The following is an 18,539-nucleotide window of genomic DNA, read 5'->3' as shown; positions in this document are numbered from 1 at the left end:
ATAATGAACATTTGGTTCGGAGGGGAGAACCGAAATCAATCATGACACGATCTCGCATGAGAACTCCGTGATGGACTCCAGTGATGCCTGATGTGGCTTTCCGGCGATACCTTCGAAACGAAAGCACCGCATTCATCACTGTCTCCCGATTGGTAATAAATCTTTCATTAGGAAGTAGCGATTAGAATTCCGTCGATGGTGCCCCCCGCATTACGGTCGTTGGGCACGAACCCGAGCGAGCGTAGTGAGCGAGTGGGGTAAACGTTCGATGATCGAACGCGGGAGACGGATATGATATGGGCGATTCTCGGGGTCAGAAACGTAACCGGGTACGATACGTCTCTCTGGTCTGTTCTCCTTGCGCACCGCAATCTCTCGTTCGCATCGCTCACTACGAAATAGCGGGCGTGGCGGGATTCGAACCCGCGGTCGAGAGGTTAGGAACCTCTCGCCCTATCCGCTAGGCCACACGCCCTGTAGTTAAAACAATGAATCGACGCAGAAAAACGCTTACTGTCCGGATTCGGATTCGGTATTCGTCTCGGTGCTGGTTTCGGTTTCCGTGGGGCGCGGTTCGTCGTCGAGGTCGCTCGTACTACTGGACGTCGTATCGGACTCCTGCATCTCGCGGAGTTCGGTTTCGACTTCTTGCCGCCCTTTCTTGAACTCTCCCATTGCCTCACCCGTCGAGCGCGCGAGCTTCGGAATCTTGTTCGCACCGAATAGGAGCACTGCGATGAGCAAAATCACCGCAAGCTCCATTCCGCCCGGAATTGGCCCGAATAGTGGAATCATTTCGTACATCCTCTACCAGTTGCTTACCCATTGGCAATTATAGGCTTTTTGCTCTAAACGGGTTCGGATGGCATCAGTTCGCCAACTCGTTCTCCATCGGGACTGTGCCCGAGACATTTTTTGCGCCGGAACGAGAGGTACGGTCATGGACGAACCAGAAACGGAACCCGTCGAAAACGGACGGCGTGCGTACGATCCGGACGCCGACCACGCGTTCCCGGACGAGAAACTGAACGCAGTTCTGGAGTTTATCGACAACGACGTCGAAATTCAGACGTATCTCGACGCTCAGAACGTCAATGCCGTAGCGAGGAAGGGCTACAACGACCACGGGTCGAAGCACATCGAAATCGTACTCAATCGTGCCCTCCTCCTCTATGACCTGCTAAAGCGCGGTGGGGTCGAGTTCAACGGCGCCGCGGACGAAGGGTTAGACGAGGAGGACGAAAGCGTTATCATCGCGTTCGCTGCTGTACTCCACGATATCGGCCACATCGTCCACCGTGACGACCACTCCTACTATTCGATTCCGCTGGCCGCAGACGTTCTCGACCGCGTTCTTCCGAACTTCTACGACACTGCAAACACGGTTCGAATGAAGGGCGAAATCCTTCACGCGATCCTCTGTCACCACACCGAAGAGGACCCGCTGACGACCGAAGCAGGGGTAATTCGCGTCGCGGATGCCCTCGACATGGAACACGGTCGCTCGCGTATCCCGTACGAAAAGGGTGGTCGAGGCATCAACACGGTTTCCAGTCAGGCGATCCAGAAAGTCAGCCTTCGAGAGGGAGACACCGTGCCCGTTCTGGTCGAAATCGAGATGATGAACGCGGCGGGAGTGTATCAGGTGGACAACCTTCTCAAGGCGAAACTTCACAAATCCGGATTGGAAGACGACATCCGAATCGTCGCGCTGAACGTCCGCGAGGGAAGCGACGCGATCGTTGAACGAATGGAACTCTAACGACGGTCGATACGCTCGTACACCCGCCCCAGTTTTTCGACCGCCCGTTCGACGCTGACTTCCGAGCGCCGGGCGAGACACGATTCTCGAAGTCGGTCGCGATTCGATAGTGTACGCCGGATCGCATCCTGAAACCCTTCGATATCACCGCTTTCGAAATGATGCCCCGTCTTTCCCTCCGAAATAGTGTTTTCCAATGCACCCGCATTTGCACCGACGACGGGTGTTCCGCAGGCGTTCGCTTCGAGGGCGACAAGACCTTGGGTTTCGACCGGGCTCGGGAAGGCAAACACGTCCAACGCGGAGTAAAAGGCTGGCATCTCTTCACGTTCTAGAAAGCCCAGGAATCGAACGTCGGCGTCGGATTCGCGAGCCTGTTTTTCGAGCGATTTTCGTGCGGGACCGTCACCGCCGAAAACGACCGTAAGCTCCATTCCCTCCGCGGCCGAGACGAGTTCCGAGAGACGCTTTTCGTAGCCATGTCGGCCTGTATACCCGATAAGCGGTCGCCCCCCGTCGAGGTCGTATTTCTCGACGAATGCGGCGGTTTCGACGGGATGGAACCGTTCGATGTCGATTCCGTTCGGCACGACGTGAACGGGTGCGTCCACGCCGACGGTTTCGACGACGTGCTTCCGTGTCGCCTCGCTCGGCGTGAGCACCGCATCGGAACGTCCGAAAAACCAGCGTTCGTAGGCGACGGACGCACGCTCGACGTACTCGGCCGCGGATTCGTTCGAAACGAGATAGTCCGCGTACTCCCCAGTCGGCGTGTGATACGAAGTCACAAACGGTGTATCCTCTTTCCACGCGAGTCGAAGTCCGCCGAGTCCGATGGCAAACGGTGTGTGAGCGTGGACGATATCGGCATCGATGACGGCTTTCGGAATCCGTGGCGTGCCGAGTCGGTAGCCGTCGTAAAAGGGGAACGGTAGGCTGCCGACGGGATGTTCACCTTTTTCGGGCGTGTACTCGTCCGATCGCGGGTAGATGACGTCCATCCGGCCGTCGTTTTTCTCCCAACAGTCGCGCCACGACCTGATCGTGTAGGTGACGCCGTTTATCGTCGGTAAGTACGTATCCGTGAACGCGGCGACCCATCGGCTCATTATCTCCGCATTCGAGGAGTAGGTCTTAAGGACTTGTGACTTTCAGACGAGTTCGCGGTACGTCTCACTGAGCCGGTCACCCAGCCGTTCCAAACTATGTTGCGCAGCGGTTTTCCTTGCGTTCTCACCGAGTTGCTCACGCAGGCCGGGATTTCGTGCGAGCAGTTCCAGCGCGCGCTTGAACTCCGCTTCCGTCTCGCACATCAAACAGTCCTCGCCGTGGGTGTAAAACTCGTTGAACACCGGAATATCACGGAGCACGACGGCTTTCCCGCAAGCCATCGCCTCGAGCACGGCGATCCCTTGATTTTCGTCCTTGGCCGGGAAACAGAGTACGTCACCTGCCGCGAATGCTCCTCGCTTGTCGTCTACCCAGCCGGTGAAGGTAACGTTCTCCGGTGGGTTTTCCACCCATTTTCTAACGGTCGAACTCGCCTGTGGTCCGGTGTCGTACGGACCGAACCACGCGAAGTCGAAGTCGGTCGCCTGCGCGAGTCGGCAAAAAGTCGTGAGGCCCTTTCGCTCGAAGACGTTGCCCATCGTGAATGCGACCATCCCGTCCAAATCGTATCGGTCTCGGTACTCCTCACGTAGCGATTCGAACCCTTCGAGCGACTCCGTATCGACGCCGTTCGAAATCGGACGGATCGGCGTATCGATGGGATACGATTCGAGGACGGATTTCGTGTACTGGCTCGGACAGAGGACCACGTCCGCCAGCGAGTAAAACCACCTCAGATATCGTCGAAGGGGTCGCGCGGCGAGTGTCGAGCCGCGAAAACTCTCCGCAAAATCCTCGCTGGTGACGTGCGCGTGAAGCACGAGTGGAATCCGCGCGCGCTTCGCGTGGCGGGCGACGGCGACGGAGCCCGGTCCGATGACGTTACAGTGAGCGATGTCGAAATCGGCGAAGAAACCACGTCCTACTGCCCGGGACGCCACCCCATGAACTGGCGTGCCGCCGCGCCACGGCGAGGTGACGACATCCACCGAAGTCCCCGCGAGCGCCTTCCGCTGGTGCCGTGTGGAGGTACCGATGCCGCTCCGTTCCAAGCGGGATTCGAGTTCCAGATAGTTGAGTGCACGCATTGAAGCAGTGATGGAATAGTCCGCCATTACCGCTTTCGGAAAGGGATCGTTAAACGACCACAAAGTATTTGTTACCACGGGAGTATGGGGGGAATGGGGCAATACAGGAAAACTTCTATCCTTATCCTGTCTCGCCCCGGAAACCCCCACCCCCCCATTCCGAATGACTGTAGCTGAAGAGCGAATAGAGCGCCTCGCGGGACTTGCGAGGGACGCTGCCGTCGATTGTAACGAGGAGCGAGCACGGGAGTACGTTCAGCTTGCCAGACGAATCGCCGAGCGAAATCGGCTTTCGCTTCCGCACCAGTTCAAGCGATTCACCTGTGACGCTTGCGACACCTATCTCCGACCGGGGAAGAACGCCCGCGTTCGACTACAAAGTGGCCACGTCGTCATTACCTGCGACTGTGGCGCGCAAGCTCGCTATCCGTACGAATAACGGTATGATCTACGAATTTGACAGCTTGTTTGTGGCACGGGTTTCCTCGGAAATCAGTGATTACGGCCGGAATCCGTTCGCGTAGGCACTGCCTACCGCCGTGTTCTACGGATGTTCGGTTCGGGTTTCGAACACATCCCTGAAAGGATGGCGAAACCGACGGTGTTCGTGACTGCGAACGGTCGTAACCACCGTAATCGAAGCCCGTTCCGAGAACTCGCCAAACACGCTATCGCAGACGAAAACGACAAGTCTCAGGCACTACGATTCACACTCATGGCCAGACAACAGTGGACGGACATGATCGTGGGGGACAGAATGGCCGTTGATAGGGAGTTCGCCCAGCGAATCACGGATTCGCAGTTCTCTCGGCAGGAGTGGGGACTGATAATGACCGCTGTGGAGTTCGACATCGACCATCCCGAAGACGACGAGCGGGCGAAGTTGGTCGCCGACACCAGCAAGGTTCGACAGGTGATGCCCGAGATGGAGAACATCCAATCGCAAATGAACGCGATGGGTGGAAAACCCGCCAGCAAGGAGAGCAAAGGTATCTTCAGTTCGCTCAAAGACGCCCTCGGAATGGGCGGTAGTGGGAGCGGAATCGACGAGGACCGACTTAGCGCCGCCGAGGGGTTGGCCGAGGAGTATGCCGACGAACTGCAAACTCGACTCGAATCGAACGGCAAGTGGAAGCGAGTCCGGACGGCGGTTCAAGAGTGATACGGCTCGCTCCTACCGCGTGGCGGTACGCGCTTCCGGCGTTTCTGCTCGCCGGACCAGTCGGGTTTCTATCGCCGGTTGCAACCCTCTTCGCACTCGGGTTGGGGTGTGCGATTTTACTCTTCTTCCGCGACCCCGACCGTGTCCCGCCTGAAAGCGGGATTCTCTCACCTGCTGACGGTCGAGTCTCGGTCATTCGCGAGGAAGGAAATCGGGTTCGCGTCGGCGTGTTCATGAACGTCACGGACGTGCACGTTAATCGCGCACCACTGGCCGGGCACGTCGAATCGGTGGAACACGAACCGGGAAACCACCGCCCCGCGTTCAGCAAGGAGTCGGATAACAACGAAAAAGTACACGTTCGGTTTTCCGAGTGTGACCTAACGCTCATCGCGGGCGCGTTCGCTCGGCGAATCCATCCGTACGTCGAAGGCGGCGAAACGCTGGAGCGAGGCGAGCGACTCGGACACATCGCGTTCGGCAGTCGCGCGGACGTACTCCTCCCCGAGTCGTTCGATTCGGCTGCTGTTCTGGTCTCGAAGGGGGAGCGGGTTCGCGCAGGTGAAACCGTTCTCGCGCGGTCCGATGGCACCGATTCCGTGAATGAGGATACCTCGTCTCAGTCGCTCGAATAGTCCCCACCGTGGAACAGGGTCAACTCTTCTGCCTCGTAGATGTTGATGAGTTCGTTGACGATTTCGTCGTACGATTCGTCTTCGATTCGAAGGCTGTCGAGGCGCGAAACGGTGTCCTCGTCGAGTGTTATTTTTGGCATCGATGTACCCTAACGCTCGCGGACGGTATTAAAACATAGGCCGACAACGCTTTGAGGTCTCATTTTTCTCGTTCGTTGAAACCCGAATTTCGTCGATTCGACCAAGTAACCACCCGTTACCGATTTCGTAGACCGCTCTTTCCCGGCGGCAGGGGTTGCTTTCGACCGAACAGTGACCGGATAACAAAGTACCCACACTGTTGTTACACGTATCGCTGAGGTTCACTATGACAACGACAGAAAGCAGGGTTACAGGTCGAAACGACACCGTCACCGAAAACCGATGCCAAAGCTGTGGGTCGTTCGTGACCCGTGATTTCGCTCGTGTGTTCGGGAACAACCACAACGAGGTATTCGGGTGCCTCGAATGTATGACCGCCACGGAAGTGAAGAAGGGTGGGGCACGGGCGGAGCAAGTAGATACGGCCAAGCTCATCGGTGGCCGTGAACCGCTCCGCTAAGTGGGGATAGTCGGGGGACGGGGTGACGGGGCGAAAAGAAAGACGTCGGTCAGCTCTTTTTCGGGTCCTGACGCTTGCTAGCGTCTGCCTTCGTTACCGCGCTCGAACACTCGGTTCGCATCGGGTGCTTCGTGTGGCGGCGTGTGATCGACGTCCGCCATCGTCCGTTTTTCTCTGCCACCGTCGCTCATCACCCGCGGTCCGCGGGCAAAGAAATCCGGTGCTCTCCGACTCGTGTGTGGATTTGTGTGGCTCATTTCTCGCATCGTCCGTCGGTTCCTGGTCGTGGGTCGTCGTCGGTCTGTCATGGTGTTTCTCGGTCTGTGAATGATGTTCCGTCGTCTCTCATCTGCAGTGCAGCGGGTCCGATGTGGGAACGAGTAGGGAGCATCAGACCCCTCCGTTCAGAATCGAGCCGACAGCGACACTGCTCGCGACATCCGTATGCGAGTCAGTGACTATCATTCCCATCGTACTGTGTTACTCAGTGACCCAGTGTTTATAATTCTTGCGTGAGTTGCAGCGACTGCCACACGAGTTCGCCACAACGATAACGTGGGTCGACGCCGTACGAAGTGTACGATGACGAACGACGAAGTCACTGAACTTCTGCGAAAAGCGTACAGCGACGAAATCGAGACGGTAATGAACTACCTCACGAACTCCATCGTTCTCGACGGGGTGAGTGCCGAGGAAGTAAAAGAGAGCCTTGCGGAGGACATTCAAGAAGAGCTCGGCCACGCGGAGATGATCGGCCAGCGACTCAAACAGTTGGACGAACGCCCGCCGGCATCGTACGACTTCGAAGCGCGTCAGGAAAGCCTCCAGCCCCCGGCCGAAAGCACCGACGTACTGTCCGTCATCGAGGGCGTGCTCGAAGCCGAAGAGGATGCTATCGATACGTATCGGAACGTCATATCTGCGGCCGAGGACGCCAACGACCCAGTCACCGAGGACCTCGGCGTTACCATCCTCGCTGACGAAGAGGCTCATCGGACGGAGTTCCGTGGATTCAAACGCGAATACGAAAAATAAGGCAAGGATTTTTCTCGGGGGGATGAGAGGTGCCGCGTATGGGCAATTCGGGTTTCGACCTCGACCTGCAAACGGCCGAGAGCGAAATGGACTTCGATGACGACGAACAAGTCATTTTAGGAATACTCGATGGGACGACTCCCGTCGCGAAGCGAATCGAGGCGATCGAACGCGGAAACGTGTTAGTCCTCGCGATCGATGGCGAGTTGAACGAACTCGCTGCTGAGCTTGCACCGGCGGTAAAAAAGCAGGGTGGAAACCTAGTGCATTTCAGGAAGTTTCTCATAATCTCGCCGCCGGGCCTCGAAATCAATACGAGCGAACTCTGAAGTACTCCGGGCTGATGGAGGTTCGGGGACAGTTTGTAACTATCGTCGTGATTCGTACCCGAAAGACGTCAGCGGGGGCCACAGGGGGCCCGGCTCATAGAAACGTTTAGAGATATATAAAAATTCCATTCCATTTCTAGGAAATTTGCAAACAGAATAGACTAATCCAAATAGTTTGTAATGTGATAGCTGGCGCCAGGAGAACGATAGCAAAAAGAACCGAGCGAAATAATCGATATCTGTCGCCATGGAGAAAACACGGCCCTTCGTCGAGTACGTCCTTCGTTCGGGGGCACGAACTGACGTACTGTTGGCCGTTTTCGACGGTCACAACTCGACACAGGCACTGCTGAACCAAAACCTCGCAAGCGAGTCGGCAGTGTACAACGCCCTGACTGAATTGGAAAACCGCGGTCTGATCTACGTGCCGAAAACGAAACGCTGGGCAGTAACGGGTACAGGATCGGTCGTCGCCGACCTCATTCGTCAGCAACGAGCGACGGAACGTGTTCTTCAGATGGATACCGATTACTGGCAGAATCACGACGTTACCGCCCTCCCTGAGCCGTTTCGCTCACAGTTGGCCGCTCTCTCGGATGGTGAAATCATCCGAGCGACCGATACGCAACCCTCGCGCGCCGTCCGCGAGGTCGAAAAGCGACTTCAATCCGCGTCTAACCCTTCCGTCATCGCGCCGATTTTCAGCGAACGGCTATCGGACGCGTTCGTCGACAACTGCGACGATCCCCGTCTCGTATTGGGAAAAAGCGTCCTCGCGGACTTACTGACGGATACGACATTCAACCGGGACGAAGACGACCGGATCGACGTTCGCGTGGCGGATGTGGCGTTCGCACTCACGGTGACCGATGAAAGCCTTCTGCTTTCGCTTCCGCACCTGGACGGGTCGTACGACGTACAGACGGAGTTCGTCGCCGAATCGGAGCGCGCCCGTCGCTGGGGAACGAAACTGTTCGAACACGTTTGGACGAGCGCCGAATGCGTGACTGCTTACGCGGAATCGATGGACAGAAACGTCAAATAATGGCCATCCGGGTCGCGAACTCGTATCCCGGAATCGACCGATTCGACCACGCACGAACGTTCCTCCACTGACTCTTTCACCGCTATCGGGTCGTCAGCGATAAACCCGATATCGACGTGAAGGCCGCCTCTGGCGTCTGCGATGCCGAGCTGTGGTTCCCAGAGTTCGAGGTCGAATGGGCCGCTCATCCGGACCCGTTTTCGGTCCCCCCCTCGATTGTACGTCTCAAATCCGAGGTCGGTGTAAAATCGCTCGGCTCGCTCGAGGGTTTCGACTTCGAGGACGATTTCGAAGATACCCGTGATGTCATCACCGTCCGTATCCGTGCCACCGATCTCGACGCAGTTGCCGTCCGGGTCGTAAAAGTACAGCGATCGTGCCGACCCAAAATCGTGCTCCACGAGGTCGAACTCGGGGACGAGTCGGTCGTGCCAGTCGTCGTAGCGCGCTTCCGGAGTTGAAAAGGCGTAGTGAGTGTGAACCCCGCCGCGAGGGATACCATGCGGTTTACGCAGGACGAGCGTATGCTCCCCCACATCGAAAACGACCTCCTGCTCGTTGGCCTCCCGAACCGAGAGATCGAGATACGTCTCGTAAAATTCCCGTGCCCGGTCGAGATACTTCACTTCCAGTGCAAGCCAGCGGAGACCCGAGAGCATAGTCCCGAATACACAGCGGCGGCGCTTAAAACGTCGCCCTGACGTAGTCGAGCCGCGAATAACCGTCCGAACCTGTCCCTGCCAAACGTATCGCCCCGTCGATTTAAGCCTCGCGCGGCGCTACAGTTGGGTATGCCGCTCAAAGAAACCCACACTTCGGAGGGATTCCGTGAAATCGACAGATGGGACGGTGGTGTCGGGTGGATGGCGCATCCGGACGAGACGATGCAACGGGCGAGTCATGCCCTCGTTCACGATGGCGACCTCTGGATAATCGACCCGGTGGATGCATCGGAACTCGACGATTTGCTTGCCGATTTCGGCGACGTTGCCGGCGTGGTTGTCCTTCTCGACCGGCATATGCGCGATGCGGAGGAGATCGCCCGCAGACACGAAGTACCGCTCTATCTGCCGACGTGGGTGCGACGGAGCGTGAGCGGGATTCCGGTTCGGCGATTCGAACGAACCCTCGCCGACACCGACTTTCGAGTGCTCAAACTGTTCGACAACCCGGCGTGGCAGGAGGCAGGACTGTACGACGAGACGACCGGAACGCTCGTCGTTCCCGAATCCGTCGGCACTGCCGAATACTTCCGGACAGGTCGCGAACGACTTGGTGTCCATCCGATGGTTCGACTCCTGCCACCGAACGAACTCCGTGGACTGACGCCCGAACGAATCCTCGTCGGTCACGGAGCAGGTGTGTTCGACGACGCCGCAGTAACGCTCGCCGACACCCTCGATGGTTCCCGCCGACGGTACCCTTCGTTGTTAGCTTCGACAGTTCGTCGCCTCTCACCGCTCTAGTTGCGTGAATGTTACAAATACTCGATACCGTTTTATAATCGATCGAAATCGTCGTGCCACTGCCCCACACGCCTGTTACAACGCCCGTATTACATTGCCCGTCTGTGACAGTATGGAAACGATAGTGGACAGCACGCCGATCATTGTGGAATACCCTTCGAGGTAGGTGGTGAGATCGTATACAACCATCATAAAATTCGATAATTCTATAATAGACTAAGAAATATTCCTCCCGACGGGTCCAGTTGGTTTATCGGAGTTTGTACAGTATTTGTCACAGATTGTGTGTCAGAGGAATGTCATTAATTCGATGATGTTATTTTACCCCGACACGAAAGGGAGGTGTGGTCTTCGTTACTCGTGGATTGAGGGATGCACTCCTCGAACTGGCGTCGGATGCCGAACCGGAGATGGTAACCGTTTCGCTCGCGGTGACATCCGCAGGAAAGTTGCGTGGCGAAGAGGAACTCCCTTCGGAAACACCCGTGTTTACGCACTTTTATCCACCGAACACGGGCGGGGCGGTCAGTGCTGTCTTCGGGATGGACCTTTCCATTCCTGCCGGACAGACACAAGGTCGATTCATCTCGCATCCACAAGGCCGTCTCGAAGTCGCACGAACGGACAAGCTGCACGAAATCATGCTGATCGCGGTACCACCGTGGACGACGGATATGCTCGCAGCATTCGACAGGGCGGGTCGAAAACAGGAGTTGATCGTTGTCGATGCGGAACCTCCCGCAGAACTACTCTAGATACCCCAACTCACGTAGCTGATCGGTGATCTCGGTGAATTCGGACTCCGTCAATCGCCCCTGTCGCTGGTGTTGGATGACGATACTCCGCAAGAGGAATCGGACGAGGTCACTGGTACTGGAAAAACTCGTCCCCTCGATAGTCTCCTCGATACGGTCGGCTAGGTCCTTCGGGATGGAAACCGTCGTATAATCCGTCATACTCACTCGTTGGTTGTCATCCGGGTTATCGTTTATGACCTCTCGCGGTTTCAAACTCCAGACAGTGTCAAAAAATAAAACGGACGTGGCGGCGGGACACGATCATGATACGAGAATGTGGCAGTCCCGTTTGACACTTCTCGGGGGAAGCCACGGGTGAAGCAACTGACGGACGAATGCTGAGTGGTCGTCCATCGAGTGGTTGAATCCGTTTGCTATCGCGTTCGAAAAGACGTATTGCGCCCGAAACACGGCCAGTCGGGGATGGCCTGATCGAATGAGAACCACCGAAAATCGAACGTCCCTCGGCTCTGGAGGGAAGGGTACTATCGGTGCCTGGCTCTGTTTCCTGAGTCGGAGCGTTCACGCTGTCGTTCTCGGAACACACGAGCTCATCTTCACAAAAACCTGACTCGAACCTGACCTACAAATCTCTTTGGAGCGCACGCAACCCCGATCCTGACGATGACCCGGTGTATCAACGCGAACCGACGCGATTATTCGACGAGGTCTTCGAACTCCGGCAATACGTCGTCCTCTTCGGTCGAATCCTCATCGTTTCCCTCGTCGGACTCGCTTTTTTCGGCCTCCGATTCTTCCTCCCCGTCGTCCTCGTCTTCGAGCACTTTGACATCGAGGACGGTGAGCGGAATGTTTTCCAGTCGTTGGCCGATTTCCTTGCGAGCGATGCGTGAAGCGTGTTCCTCACGCTCGACGTTGAACACGGTCATCTCCAGTTCCAACGCCACGAGCGCCTCGTCCGCGGCGATGAACGCCGGAGGGAGTTCCTCACCGGATGGCGAGGTCCGTTCGCCCATGTTGATCTCGACGTAGTTCAGATCCGGGTTCAGCAACTCGCCAGTTTTCGAGATGGCGATCCGCACCGCTTCATCCGGCGTCGAAACGTCGTACACCGGGATCGCGGCTTCGACGACAACTCTGCAGTTCATGATCCCAAAGACAGTTACACAGCCAGTAGTATGAATTTTCGCCCTATATAGGAATTTTGACACATATCGAAAGCACTTATGTCGTTTTCGGACACATCCCCTGCAATGATCGACGCGTCGATTATCGACGGCCACAACGATACTCTCTTACGGTTGCTGGAGACGGAAAACCCACTAGCCGCGTTTACCGACGGATGTGAAGACATCCACATCGATCTTCCATCCGCCCACGAAGCGGGACTCGCTGCCGGATTTTTTGCGGTGTTCGTCCTGAGCAGTGAGGAACATGACCCCATTTCGACGGCAGACGGGTACGAACATCCCCTTCCGAATGCCGTCTCCCACGATGACGCACGAGCGGTCACGTATCGAACGCTCGAACTGCTCTCCCGACTCGCACACGAGGTCGATGGCTTTCGCGTGATTCGGACGCTGTCCGACCTCGATGTCTGTCTCGAGTCGGACATCCTCGGCGCGATTCCACATCTCGAAGGCGCGGCTGGTGTCGCACCGGATCTCGCCAATCTCGACTTTCTGTATTCGGCAGGAGTTCGTTCCATCGGCCCTGTGTGGAGTCGTCCGAACGCCTTCGGTGACGGCGTTCAATCGCGCTATCCAGGGAACCCGGATACCGGTTCCGGACTCACGGGCGCGGGACGTGACCTCGTCCAAGCATGTGAAGACCGCGGGATCGTGGTCGATTGTGCACACATGACCGAGCAAGGGTTCTGGGACGTCGCCGAGTTGACCGATACACCACTCGTCGTCTCCCATTCCGGCGTTCACGAACTGTGTCCACACTCCCGGAACCTAACCGACGAACAGTTGGTCACCGTGGCCGAATCCGGTGGCGTCGTGGGAATCACGTTCCACGAGCCGGGATTGGCCGACGACCCTGACCCGGACGCCGAAATCACCGCCGAAACCATCGTTGACCACATCGAGTACGTGTCGGATTTCGTGGGAATCGAACACGTTGTGTTCGGCTCGGATTTCGATGGCGCGAGGATTCCGGATGCAGTTGGCGACGTAACCGGTCTCCGGGTGATAGTAAACGGCCTTCGGGAGCGTGGATTTGGCGACGAAGCTATCGAGAAAATAACCCGCGGAAACTGGCGGCGCGTACTCGCGGAAACGTGGTGAAGTGGAACCGTCGAATCCCCAATCCGCGAATCGAAAGACTTGCTCCCTCGCGCTCCAATCACCGGCTAATGGAAACCGGTTCGATACCCGTCGCCGACCTTTCGGGTGGGTTCGACCTGCAATCGACCGTCGAAAGCGGACAGAGCTACCTCTGGCGGCGCGAGGACGGGCGAATGTACGAAACGACCCACGCCTACGGCGGCGATGCGTGGTACTACACCGTCGTGGATGGCGACGTCGTTCGCGCGCGCCAACGGGATGGCCAAATCGAATGGAAAGCGACTGCCGACGCCGAACCGCTGCTGTTCGACCTGCTCCGTCTCGACGACGATTTGGACGCCATCGTGAATCGAACTCCTGCCGATCCGCTGGTCGAGTCGGCTTGCGAGGAGTACCGTGGAATGCGAATCGTCCGCGACCCGTTCTTTCCGTGTCTCGTCTCGTTCATCTGCTCGGCGCAGATGCGCGTGAGTCGGATCTACGGCATGCAGACAGCGCTCGCCCGTGAGTTCGGTGACACGATCGATTTCGACGGAAAGACGTACCACCAGTTCCCGACACCCGAACAGCTGGCGACTGCCACCGAAGACGACCTGCGTGACCTCAACCTCGGCTATCGCGCGCCATACGTCCGAAAGACCGCGCAACTCGTCGCATCCGGTGAGGCCTCGGCGACGGACGTTCGAGGGATGAAGTACGAGGATGCTCGCGACGCCATGCAAGTGTTCGTCGGCGTCGGCGACAAAGTAGCCGACTGTGTTCTACTCTTTTCGCTCGGCTACCTCGAAGCGGTGCCACTCGACACGTGGATTCAAAGCGCGATCGAAGAACGGTATCCCCACTGCGAGCAGGGGTCGTACACGAAAACCTCGCGGGCGATTCGGGAGCAGTTCGGAAACGAGTACGCCGGATACGCACAGACGTACGTGTTCCACTATTTGCGGAGCTAACCTGCCCGTCGAATGGTATATTCACATATCGTCTAGCGGTAGGATATGGCCGCGGGGTTCTTCGGGATCGGTACCGGCCGTATCGTCGCCGTTCTTGGTTAGCATCGACGCGCTTCGAACCTTCGTCTACGACGAACTCGGACTCACGAAAAGCGAAGTTCGAACCGCGGTCAAGCATCCGACCGACGAGCCAAGTGCGAACGAGTGACTGACCTCGTCGATGACGTCGGCCCCATCGATTTTGTCGCGTGACGAAGAACCGTCTCACATGACCGACCGAACCCGCGCACACGTCTTCGTTTCCGGAAACGTACAGGGCGTCTACTATCGAGCGAACACCCGCGACACGGCGCGAGAATTGGATGTCGATGGCTGGGTGCAGAATCTCTCGGATGGCCGCGTCGAGGCCGTTTTCGAAGGTTCCGAGGAGGCGGTCGACGAGATGGTGGACTGGTGTCACACGGGAAGTCCGGCCGCGAATGTGGACGGCGTGGAAGTCGAATACGGCGACCCAAAGGGTGAAGACGGCTTCCGAATCCGCCGGTAGATTTCGGTACGCCGGACGCAACCGGCTACAATGGCTATTCACGCTCGGCGAGTGCGAACGAATGCTTTTAAGACCCGCAACCGGCAACAGTTCGACATGGCAATCAAACCCGACTACGTCAAGAAGACGGGAACCATCCTGTTGGAGCGATACCCGACCGCATTCACGAAGGACTTCGACCAGAACAAAGATAGCGTCGAGAAACTGACCGACATCGACTCGAAGGGCGTCCGTAACCGAATCGCTGGCTACGTCACCCGTAAGAAAGAATAATCGTTTCCGCGGCAAGCACCGACGCCGTCGAAAGCTACTTGCGAATCCTCTTGCAACCCATCTTCATATGAGTGTCAACGTTGGAATCCTCGGTGGCACCGGGGCAGTTGGGCAGCGATTCATTCAACTCCTGGACGGCCATCCCGATTTCGAACTGGTAACGATCACGGCGAGCGACGAGAGCGCGGGCAAATCCTACCGCGAGGCCGCGAAGTGGCGCGTCGATTCGCCGATTCCGGACTGGGTCGGCGACATCGAAGTCCGCGCGACCGACCCGCAAGCGGTGTCGGACGACGTTGACCTGCTCTTCTCTTCGCTTCCCTCGGGCGTCGCAGAGGTCGTCGAACCACAGTTCACCGAGGCGGGGTACGTCGTCTCCTCGAACTCCTCGAACTCCCGGATGGCGGACGACGTTCCCCTCGTCATTCCCGAAGTCAACGGCGAACATCTGGACCTTCTCGAGGTTCAACAGGACGAGCGAGGTTGGGACGGCGCACTCGTGAAGAACCCGAACTGCTCGACCATCACGATGGTGCCAACCCTCGCGGCCCTCGACCGGTTCGGGTTGGAAACGGTACACGTCTCGACTCTGCAAGCGGTCTCCGGCGCGGGCTACGACGGCGTGACTTCGATGGAGATCATCGATAACGTCATCCCGCATATCGGGGGCGAGGAGTCGAAGATGGAGGCCGAACCGCGAAAACTCCTCGGCACGTTCGACGGAAGCGAAATCGACCACCACGAAGTAAACGTGTCGGCGTCCTGTAACCGAGTACCGACGCTCGATGGCCACTTGGAGAACGTCTGGGCTGAGACGGCCGAACACATCGACATCGACGATGCACGCGAAGCGTTCAGCGACGCGCCGACGCTCGACCTCCCCAGCGCTCCGGACCCACTCATCGAAGTGTTCGACAACCCCGACCGCCCGCAACCCCGACTCGACCGCACTCTCGGTGGGGGCATGCAAATCGCAGTCGGCGGATTACAAGACACGCCGAGTGGACTCCAGTACAACTGTCTCGCCCACAACACGATTCGCGGTGCCGCCGGAGCGAGCCTCCTGAACGGGGAACTCCTCGTCCGTGAAGGATGGGTCTGAGGCCGGCATAAATGACCGCACGATAGAGGATCCATTTACTGCCACGGAGTTGCTCGTTCTACCTGCGTTTTCCGGATACACGGAATGAAACGAATACTCACGGTCCTCGTCCCCACTTCGGTGCAGGGGATCGCCTTTCACGTTCGTAGCGACAACGACGTCCGGGTCGATACCGACTTCTGACCAGCAGTCCGATTCAGCAACGATCGGAAACTCGAACGACGAACAGCCATCGCGAGTTGGGAGGATCCGGAGCGTAGCAGGAAGTCGTCATCACGATTTTTCGAACGACGATACCGAATAGCGGAGCAGTACGCCGTCGTCGATTCGTTCGACAGTCGTCAGTTCGAGGGGCGGGAACTCCCCGCGCGCGACGAATCCCTCACCATCAGCCAACGTGGGAGCGTCACGGCCGCCGATAATCAGTGACCCGACGTACAGACGCAGTTCGTCCACCAGTCCGTCGGCGAACAGCGAAAAAATGAGTTCGCCGCCCCCTTCGACCATCACCTGTTCGACGCCGCGCGATTCGAGGTCCGAGAAGGCCGTTTCGAGCGAAACGCGTTCGTCGCCCGCGACGACGACTTTCCCGCCCGCATCCCGGAGCTTTCCGATCCGCTCGTCCGACGCGCTTTCGGACACGAAAACGACGGTGTCCGCACGGTCGTCCAGTATCCGAGCGTCGGTCGGCGTCCGAGCGCGTGAATCCGCGACGACGCGGAGCGGATTCGTCCCACCGTCGGCGGTGAGTGACGGATCGTCCGCGAGCACTGTCCCGACACCGACGACGATAGCGTCACTCTCGACGCGTAGGGTGTCCATCCGGTCGAAGTCGTCCGGACCGCTGATGGCGACTTGTTCGCGTCGCCGTGAGGAGAGTTTTCCGTCGGCGCTCATCGCGGCGTTGACGACCACATGCATGCTCGCGGATTGGCACCCGCCGTGAAAACCGCTTTCGGTGCTATCAGGAACTTTATGCACTTCGCCCCGAACGAATCGGGTAATGGTTTCCCGGAAGGCTTATCGAGCGTTCTTCGCCGCGCTCATCCTCCTCTGTTCGGCGACGGTGGGCTACGCGTACACCACCTCTCCCGTCCGAGATGCGGTCGACGAATATCACGAGCAATCTGACGTTCCACAGGACCAACGAGAGGCAGTCGCGCCACCGACGTCGGGTGTCACCGTGGTAGCGGGGCACGGCATGAACGGCGACCAATCCGTTCTCGCCGCATTTGGGCGAAACGGAACCGTTCTATATCACGACGACGATTACACCGGATACTTCGACGTCGATCCGGTTTCGAACGAGTCCATGACGGTCGAGTACGTCGCGGAAAAGCCACTTTCCGGGCCACGGGCGAACGCGTGCGATGCGAAATGCACCCTCTCGTTCGTCGAGCGGGTGAATCTCACGACGGGAGAGAAGACGCGGATTTTCGAACGAGTCATCCCACAGGACAGGGGCGCGAACTGGCACGACGTGGACCGGATCGGCGATGAACACCTTCTCGTCGGCGATATCCATCAAGACCAAGTGTACGTCGTCAACACCACGACGAACATCACGTCCTGGCGCTGGGACGCACAGGACGACTTTCCCATCACCGAGGGTGGGCCGTATCCCGTCGATTGGGCGCATTTGAACGACGTGGAACGATTGCCGGACGGTCGCTACATGGCCAGCCTTCGTAATCAGGACCAGGTCGTTTTCCTGAACGAGAGCGGCATGATGGAGTCGTGGACGCTCGGCCAGGAAGACGACTTCAGCGTGCTGTACGAACAGCACAACCCGGATTACATCCCCGAATCACGGGGTGGCCCCGCCGTCATCGTCGCCGATTCGCTGAACGACCGTGTCGTCGAGTACCAGCGAGAAGACGGCGAGTGGAAACAGACCTGGGAATGGAACGATTCCGACACCGTGTGGACGCGCGATGCCGACCGCCTACCGAACGGCCATACGTTGGTCGCCGATACCAACGGCAACCGTGTTGTGGAAGTAAACCGGCAAGGACGTGCGATCTGGGAACTGCCCTTCTACTCCCCGTACGAAGTGGAACGACTGGAAACGGGGGACGAAAGCACGAGGGGACCGAGCGCGACGCAAGCAGAAATTCGGTCGTCCACCACGACGGTTAGTGAGCGTGGTATCTACGAACGATTGGCGCACGCGCTCTTCTCGAAGAAAACCGTGAGCGGGTTCTGGTTCGTCCTGCCGATGTGGGCCGGACTTGGGGAGTTAGTTGCGGTGGTCCTCGCAGTTCTGACGCTACTCGTTTGGGGTGTCTACGAACTCCAACACCTGAATCTCCGTATCGAGACGAAGGTTCCGATTCGAGTGTCGCGAGAAACGAACGACGACGAACACTTTTAATCCATCCCGAC

General features: G+C 57.9%; 25 protein-coding genes and 1 tRNA gene. 16 read left to right on the top strand and 10 right to left on the bottom strand.

The window, feature by feature from the left end; genetic code table 11:
- Window positions 1-402 precede the first annotated feature (402 nt).
- Both OOF89_RS00190 and OOF89_RS00185 read right to left on the bottom strand, forming a co-directional pair.
- Window positions 403-475, bottom strand: a tRNA-Arg gene (locus OOF89_RS00190).
- Window positions 476-510: 35 nt separating this feature from the next.
- On the bottom strand, window positions 511-804 hold the full coding sequence (locus tag OOF89_RS00185) for a Sec-independent protein translocase subunit TatA/TatB (RefSeq protein ID WP_266077451.1): 294 nt from the start codon (window positions 802-804) through the stop codon (window positions 511-513).
- 136 nt (window positions 805-940) lie between these two features.
- On the opposite strand from OOF89_RS00185, the gene OOF89_RS00180 reads away from it, so the two are divergent.
- A complete protein-coding gene (locus tag OOF89_RS00180) occupies window positions 941-1,762 on the top strand; it encodes an HD domain-containing protein (protein ID WP_266077449.1) in 822 nt (273 codons plus the stop codon).
- On the opposite strand, the gene OOF89_RS00175 is transcribed toward OOF89_RS00180, so the two are convergent.
- Window positions 1,759-2,871, bottom strand: a complete 1,113-nt coding sequence (locus OOF89_RS00175) for a glycosyltransferase (RefSeq protein ID WP_266077447.1) — start codon at window positions 2,869-2,871, stop codon at window positions 1,759-1,761. The genes OOF89_RS00180 and OOF89_RS00175 overlap by 4 nt on opposite strands.
- A gap of 42 nt (window positions 2,872-2,913) precedes the next feature.
- On the bottom strand, window positions 2,914-3,960 hold the full coding sequence (locus OOF89_RS00170) for a glycosyltransferase family 4 protein (protein ID WP_266077445.1): 1,047 nt from the start codon (window positions 3,958-3,960) through the stop codon (window positions 2,914-2,916).
- A 163-nt stretch (window positions 3,961-4,123) separates the two neighbouring features.
- On the opposite strand from OOF89_RS00170, the gene OOF89_RS00165 reads away from it, so the two are divergent.
- The 3 genes from OOF89_RS00165 to OOF89_RS00155 all read left to right on the top strand — a co-directional run bounded on the left by OOF89_RS00165 (window position 4,124) and on the right by OOF89_RS00155 (window position 5,757).
- Entirely contained in the window at window positions 4,124-4,399 is a 276-nt protein-coding gene (locus tag OOF89_RS00165; RefSeq protein ID WP_266077443.1) for a ribonuclease P protein component 4, read from the top strand.
- A 276-nt stretch (window positions 4,400-4,675) separates the two neighbouring features.
- Window positions 4,676-5,122 carry a DUF5799 family protein gene (locus tag OOF89_RS00160; protein WP_266079808.1) on the top strand — a complete coding sequence of 149 codons (447 nt, stop codon included), beginning with the start codon at window positions 4,676-4,678 and terminating at the stop codon, window positions 5,120-5,122.
- Entirely contained in the window at window positions 5,122-5,757 is a 636-nt protein-coding gene (locus OOF89_RS00155) for a protein sorting system archaetidylserine decarboxylase (RefSeq protein WP_266079806.1), read from the top strand. The genes OOF89_RS00160 and OOF89_RS00155 overlap by 1 nt, the downstream gene beginning before the upstream one ends.
- Here the strand turns inward: OOF89_RS00155 and OOF89_RS00150 are convergent.
- Window positions 5,742-5,897: a DUF7557 family protein gene (locus OOF89_RS00150; RefSeq protein WP_266077441.1), complete on the bottom strand. Its 156-nt coding sequence runs from the start codon at window positions 5,895-5,897 to the stop codon at window positions 5,742-5,744. The two genes, OOF89_RS00155 and OOF89_RS00150, sit on opposite strands and share 16 nt — an antisense overlap.
- Before the next feature lie 227 nt (window positions 5,898-6,124).
- Here OOF89_RS00150 and OOF89_RS00145 point away from each other — a divergent pair, with 227 nt between their 5' ends.
- Window positions 6,125-6,358 (top strand): DUF7563 family protein, encoded by a 234-nt coding sequence (locus tag OOF89_RS00145; protein WP_266077440.1) that lies wholly within the window; start codon window positions 6,125-6,127, stop codon window positions 6,356-6,358.
- A gap of 77 nt (window positions 6,359-6,435) precedes the next feature.
- Here the strand turns inward: OOF89_RS00145 and OOF89_RS00140 are convergent, their stop codons facing one another.
- On the bottom strand, window positions 6,436-6,666 hold the full coding sequence (locus OOF89_RS00140) for a hypothetical protein (RefSeq protein ID WP_407661573.1): 231 nt from the start codon (window positions 6,664-6,666) through the stop codon (window positions 6,436-6,438).
- A 274-nt stretch (window positions 6,667-6,940) separates the two neighbouring features.
- Between OOF89_RS00140 and OOF89_RS00135 the strand changes: the two genes are divergently transcribed.
- The 3 genes from OOF89_RS00135 (at window position 6,941) to OOF89_RS00125 (ending at window position 8,767) form a co-directional block, all read left to right on the top strand.
- Window positions 6,941-7,393 carry a ferritin-like domain-containing protein gene (locus OOF89_RS00135; protein ID WP_266077436.1) on the top strand — a complete coding sequence of 151 codons (453 nt, stop codon included), beginning with the start codon at window positions 6,941-6,943 and terminating at the stop codon, window positions 7,391-7,393.
- 38 nt (window positions 7,394-7,431) lie between these two features.
- Complete coding sequence (locus OOF89_RS00130) at window positions 7,432-7,722, top strand: DUF5779 family protein (RefSeq protein WP_266077434.1); 291 nt, start codon at window positions 7,432-7,434, stop codon at window positions 7,720-7,722.
- 247 nt (window positions 7,723-7,969) lie between these two features.
- Entirely contained in the window at window positions 7,970-8,767 is a 798-nt protein-coding gene (locus OOF89_RS00125; RefSeq protein WP_266077432.1) for a helix-turn-helix transcriptional regulator, read from the top strand.
- On the opposite strand, the gene OOF89_RS00120 is transcribed toward OOF89_RS00125, so the two are convergent.
- Entirely contained in the window at window positions 8,734-9,426 is a 693-nt protein-coding gene (locus tag OOF89_RS00120; RefSeq protein WP_266077430.1) for a VOC family protein, read from the bottom strand. The genes OOF89_RS00125 and OOF89_RS00120 overlap by 34 nt on opposite strands.
- Window positions 9,427-9,558: 132 nt before the next feature.
- Here OOF89_RS00120 and OOF89_RS00115 point away from each other — a divergent pair, with 132 nt between their 5' ends.
- Both OOF89_RS00115 and OOF89_RS00110 read left to right on the top strand, forming a co-directional pair.
- Window positions 9,559-10,233 (top strand): hypothetical protein, encoded by a 675-nt coding sequence (locus OOF89_RS00115; protein ID WP_266077428.1) that lies wholly within the window; start codon window positions 9,559-9,561, stop codon window positions 10,231-10,233.
- 344 nt (window positions 10,234-10,577) lie between these two features.
- On the top strand, window positions 10,578-10,988 hold the full coding sequence (locus OOF89_RS00110) for a hypothetical protein (protein ID WP_266077426.1): 411 nt from the start codon (window positions 10,578-10,580) through the stop codon (window positions 10,986-10,988).
- On the opposite strand, the gene OOF89_RS00105 is transcribed toward OOF89_RS00110, so the two are convergent.
- Entirely contained in the window at window positions 10,980-11,189 is a 210-nt protein-coding gene (locus tag OOF89_RS00105; RefSeq protein ID WP_266077424.1) for a ribbon-helix-helix domain-containing protein, read from the bottom strand. The genes OOF89_RS00110 and OOF89_RS00105 overlap by 9 nt on opposite strands.
- 497 nt (window positions 11,190-11,686) lie before the next feature.
- A complete protein-coding gene (locus OOF89_RS00100; RefSeq protein ID WP_266077422.1) occupies window positions 11,687-12,139 on the bottom strand; it encodes a DUF555 domain-containing protein in 453 nt (150 codons plus the stop codon).
- A gap of 105 nt (window positions 12,140-12,244) precedes the next feature.
- On the opposite strand from OOF89_RS00100, the gene OOF89_RS00095 reads away from it, so the two are divergent.
- The 5 genes from OOF89_RS00095 to asd all read left to right on the top strand — a co-directional run bounded on the left by OOF89_RS00095 (window position 12,245) and on the right by asd (window position 16,154).
- Entirely contained in the window at window positions 12,245-13,282 is a 1,038-nt protein-coding gene (locus OOF89_RS00095; RefSeq protein ID WP_266077420.1) for a dipeptidase, read from the top strand.
- Window positions 13,283-13,350: 68 nt separating this feature from the next.
- Window positions 13,351-14,232, top strand: a complete 882-nt coding sequence (locus OOF89_RS00090; protein ID WP_266077419.1) for a DNA-3-methyladenine glycosylase family protein — start codon at window positions 13,351-13,353, stop codon at window positions 14,230-14,232.
- 268 nt (window positions 14,233-14,500) lie between these two features.
- Window positions 14,501-14,779 (top strand): acylphosphatase, encoded by a 279-nt coding sequence (locus tag OOF89_RS00085; protein WP_266077418.1) that lies wholly within the window; start codon window positions 14,501-14,503, stop codon window positions 14,777-14,779.
- 96 nt (window positions 14,780-14,875) lie between these two features.
- Window positions 14,876-15,052 carry a 30S ribosomal protein S17e gene (locus OOF89_RS00080; protein ID WP_266077417.1) on the top strand — a complete coding sequence of 59 codons (177 nt, stop codon included), beginning with the start codon at window positions 14,876-14,878 and terminating at the stop codon, window positions 15,050-15,052.
- A gap of 67 nt (window positions 15,053-15,119) precedes the next feature.
- Window positions 15,120-16,154, top strand: coding sequence for an aspartate-semialdehyde dehydrogenase (asd, locus tag OOF89_RS00075; RefSeq protein ID WP_266077416.1), 1,035 nt, complete (start codon window positions 15,120-15,122; stop codon window positions 16,152-16,154).
- A gap of 273 nt (window positions 16,155-16,427) precedes the next feature.
- On the opposite strand, the gene OOF89_RS00070 is transcribed toward asd, so the two are convergent.
- Window positions 16,428-17,075 carry a 2,5-diamino-6-(ribosylamino)-4(3H)-pyrimidinone 5'-phosphate reductase gene (locus OOF89_RS00070; protein WP_266077414.1) on the bottom strand — a complete coding sequence of 216 codons (648 nt, stop codon included), beginning with the start codon at window positions 17,073-17,075 and terminating at the stop codon, window positions 16,428-16,430.
- Window positions 17,076-17,157: 82 nt separating this feature from the next.
- Here OOF89_RS00070 and OOF89_RS00065 point away from each other — a divergent pair, with 82 nt between their 5' ends.
- The gene (locus OOF89_RS00065) at window positions 17,158-18,528 is read left to right on the top strand and encodes an arylsulfotransferase family protein (protein ID WP_266077412.1); all 1,371 of its coding nucleotides are present in this window, start codon (window positions 17,158-17,160) and stop codon (window positions 18,526-18,528) included.
- Window positions 18,529-18,539: the final 11 nt, after the last annotated feature.

Source organism: Haladaptatus caseinilyticus (assembly GCF_026248685.1).
In the GTDB taxonomy this organism is placed as follows: domain Archaea; phylum Halobacteriota; class Halobacteria; order Halobacteriales; family Haladaptataceae; genus Haladaptatus; species Haladaptatus caseinilyticus.
Note: the sequence above shows the minus strand (reverse complement) of the source record. Positions and strands in the feature narration are given on the sequence as shown.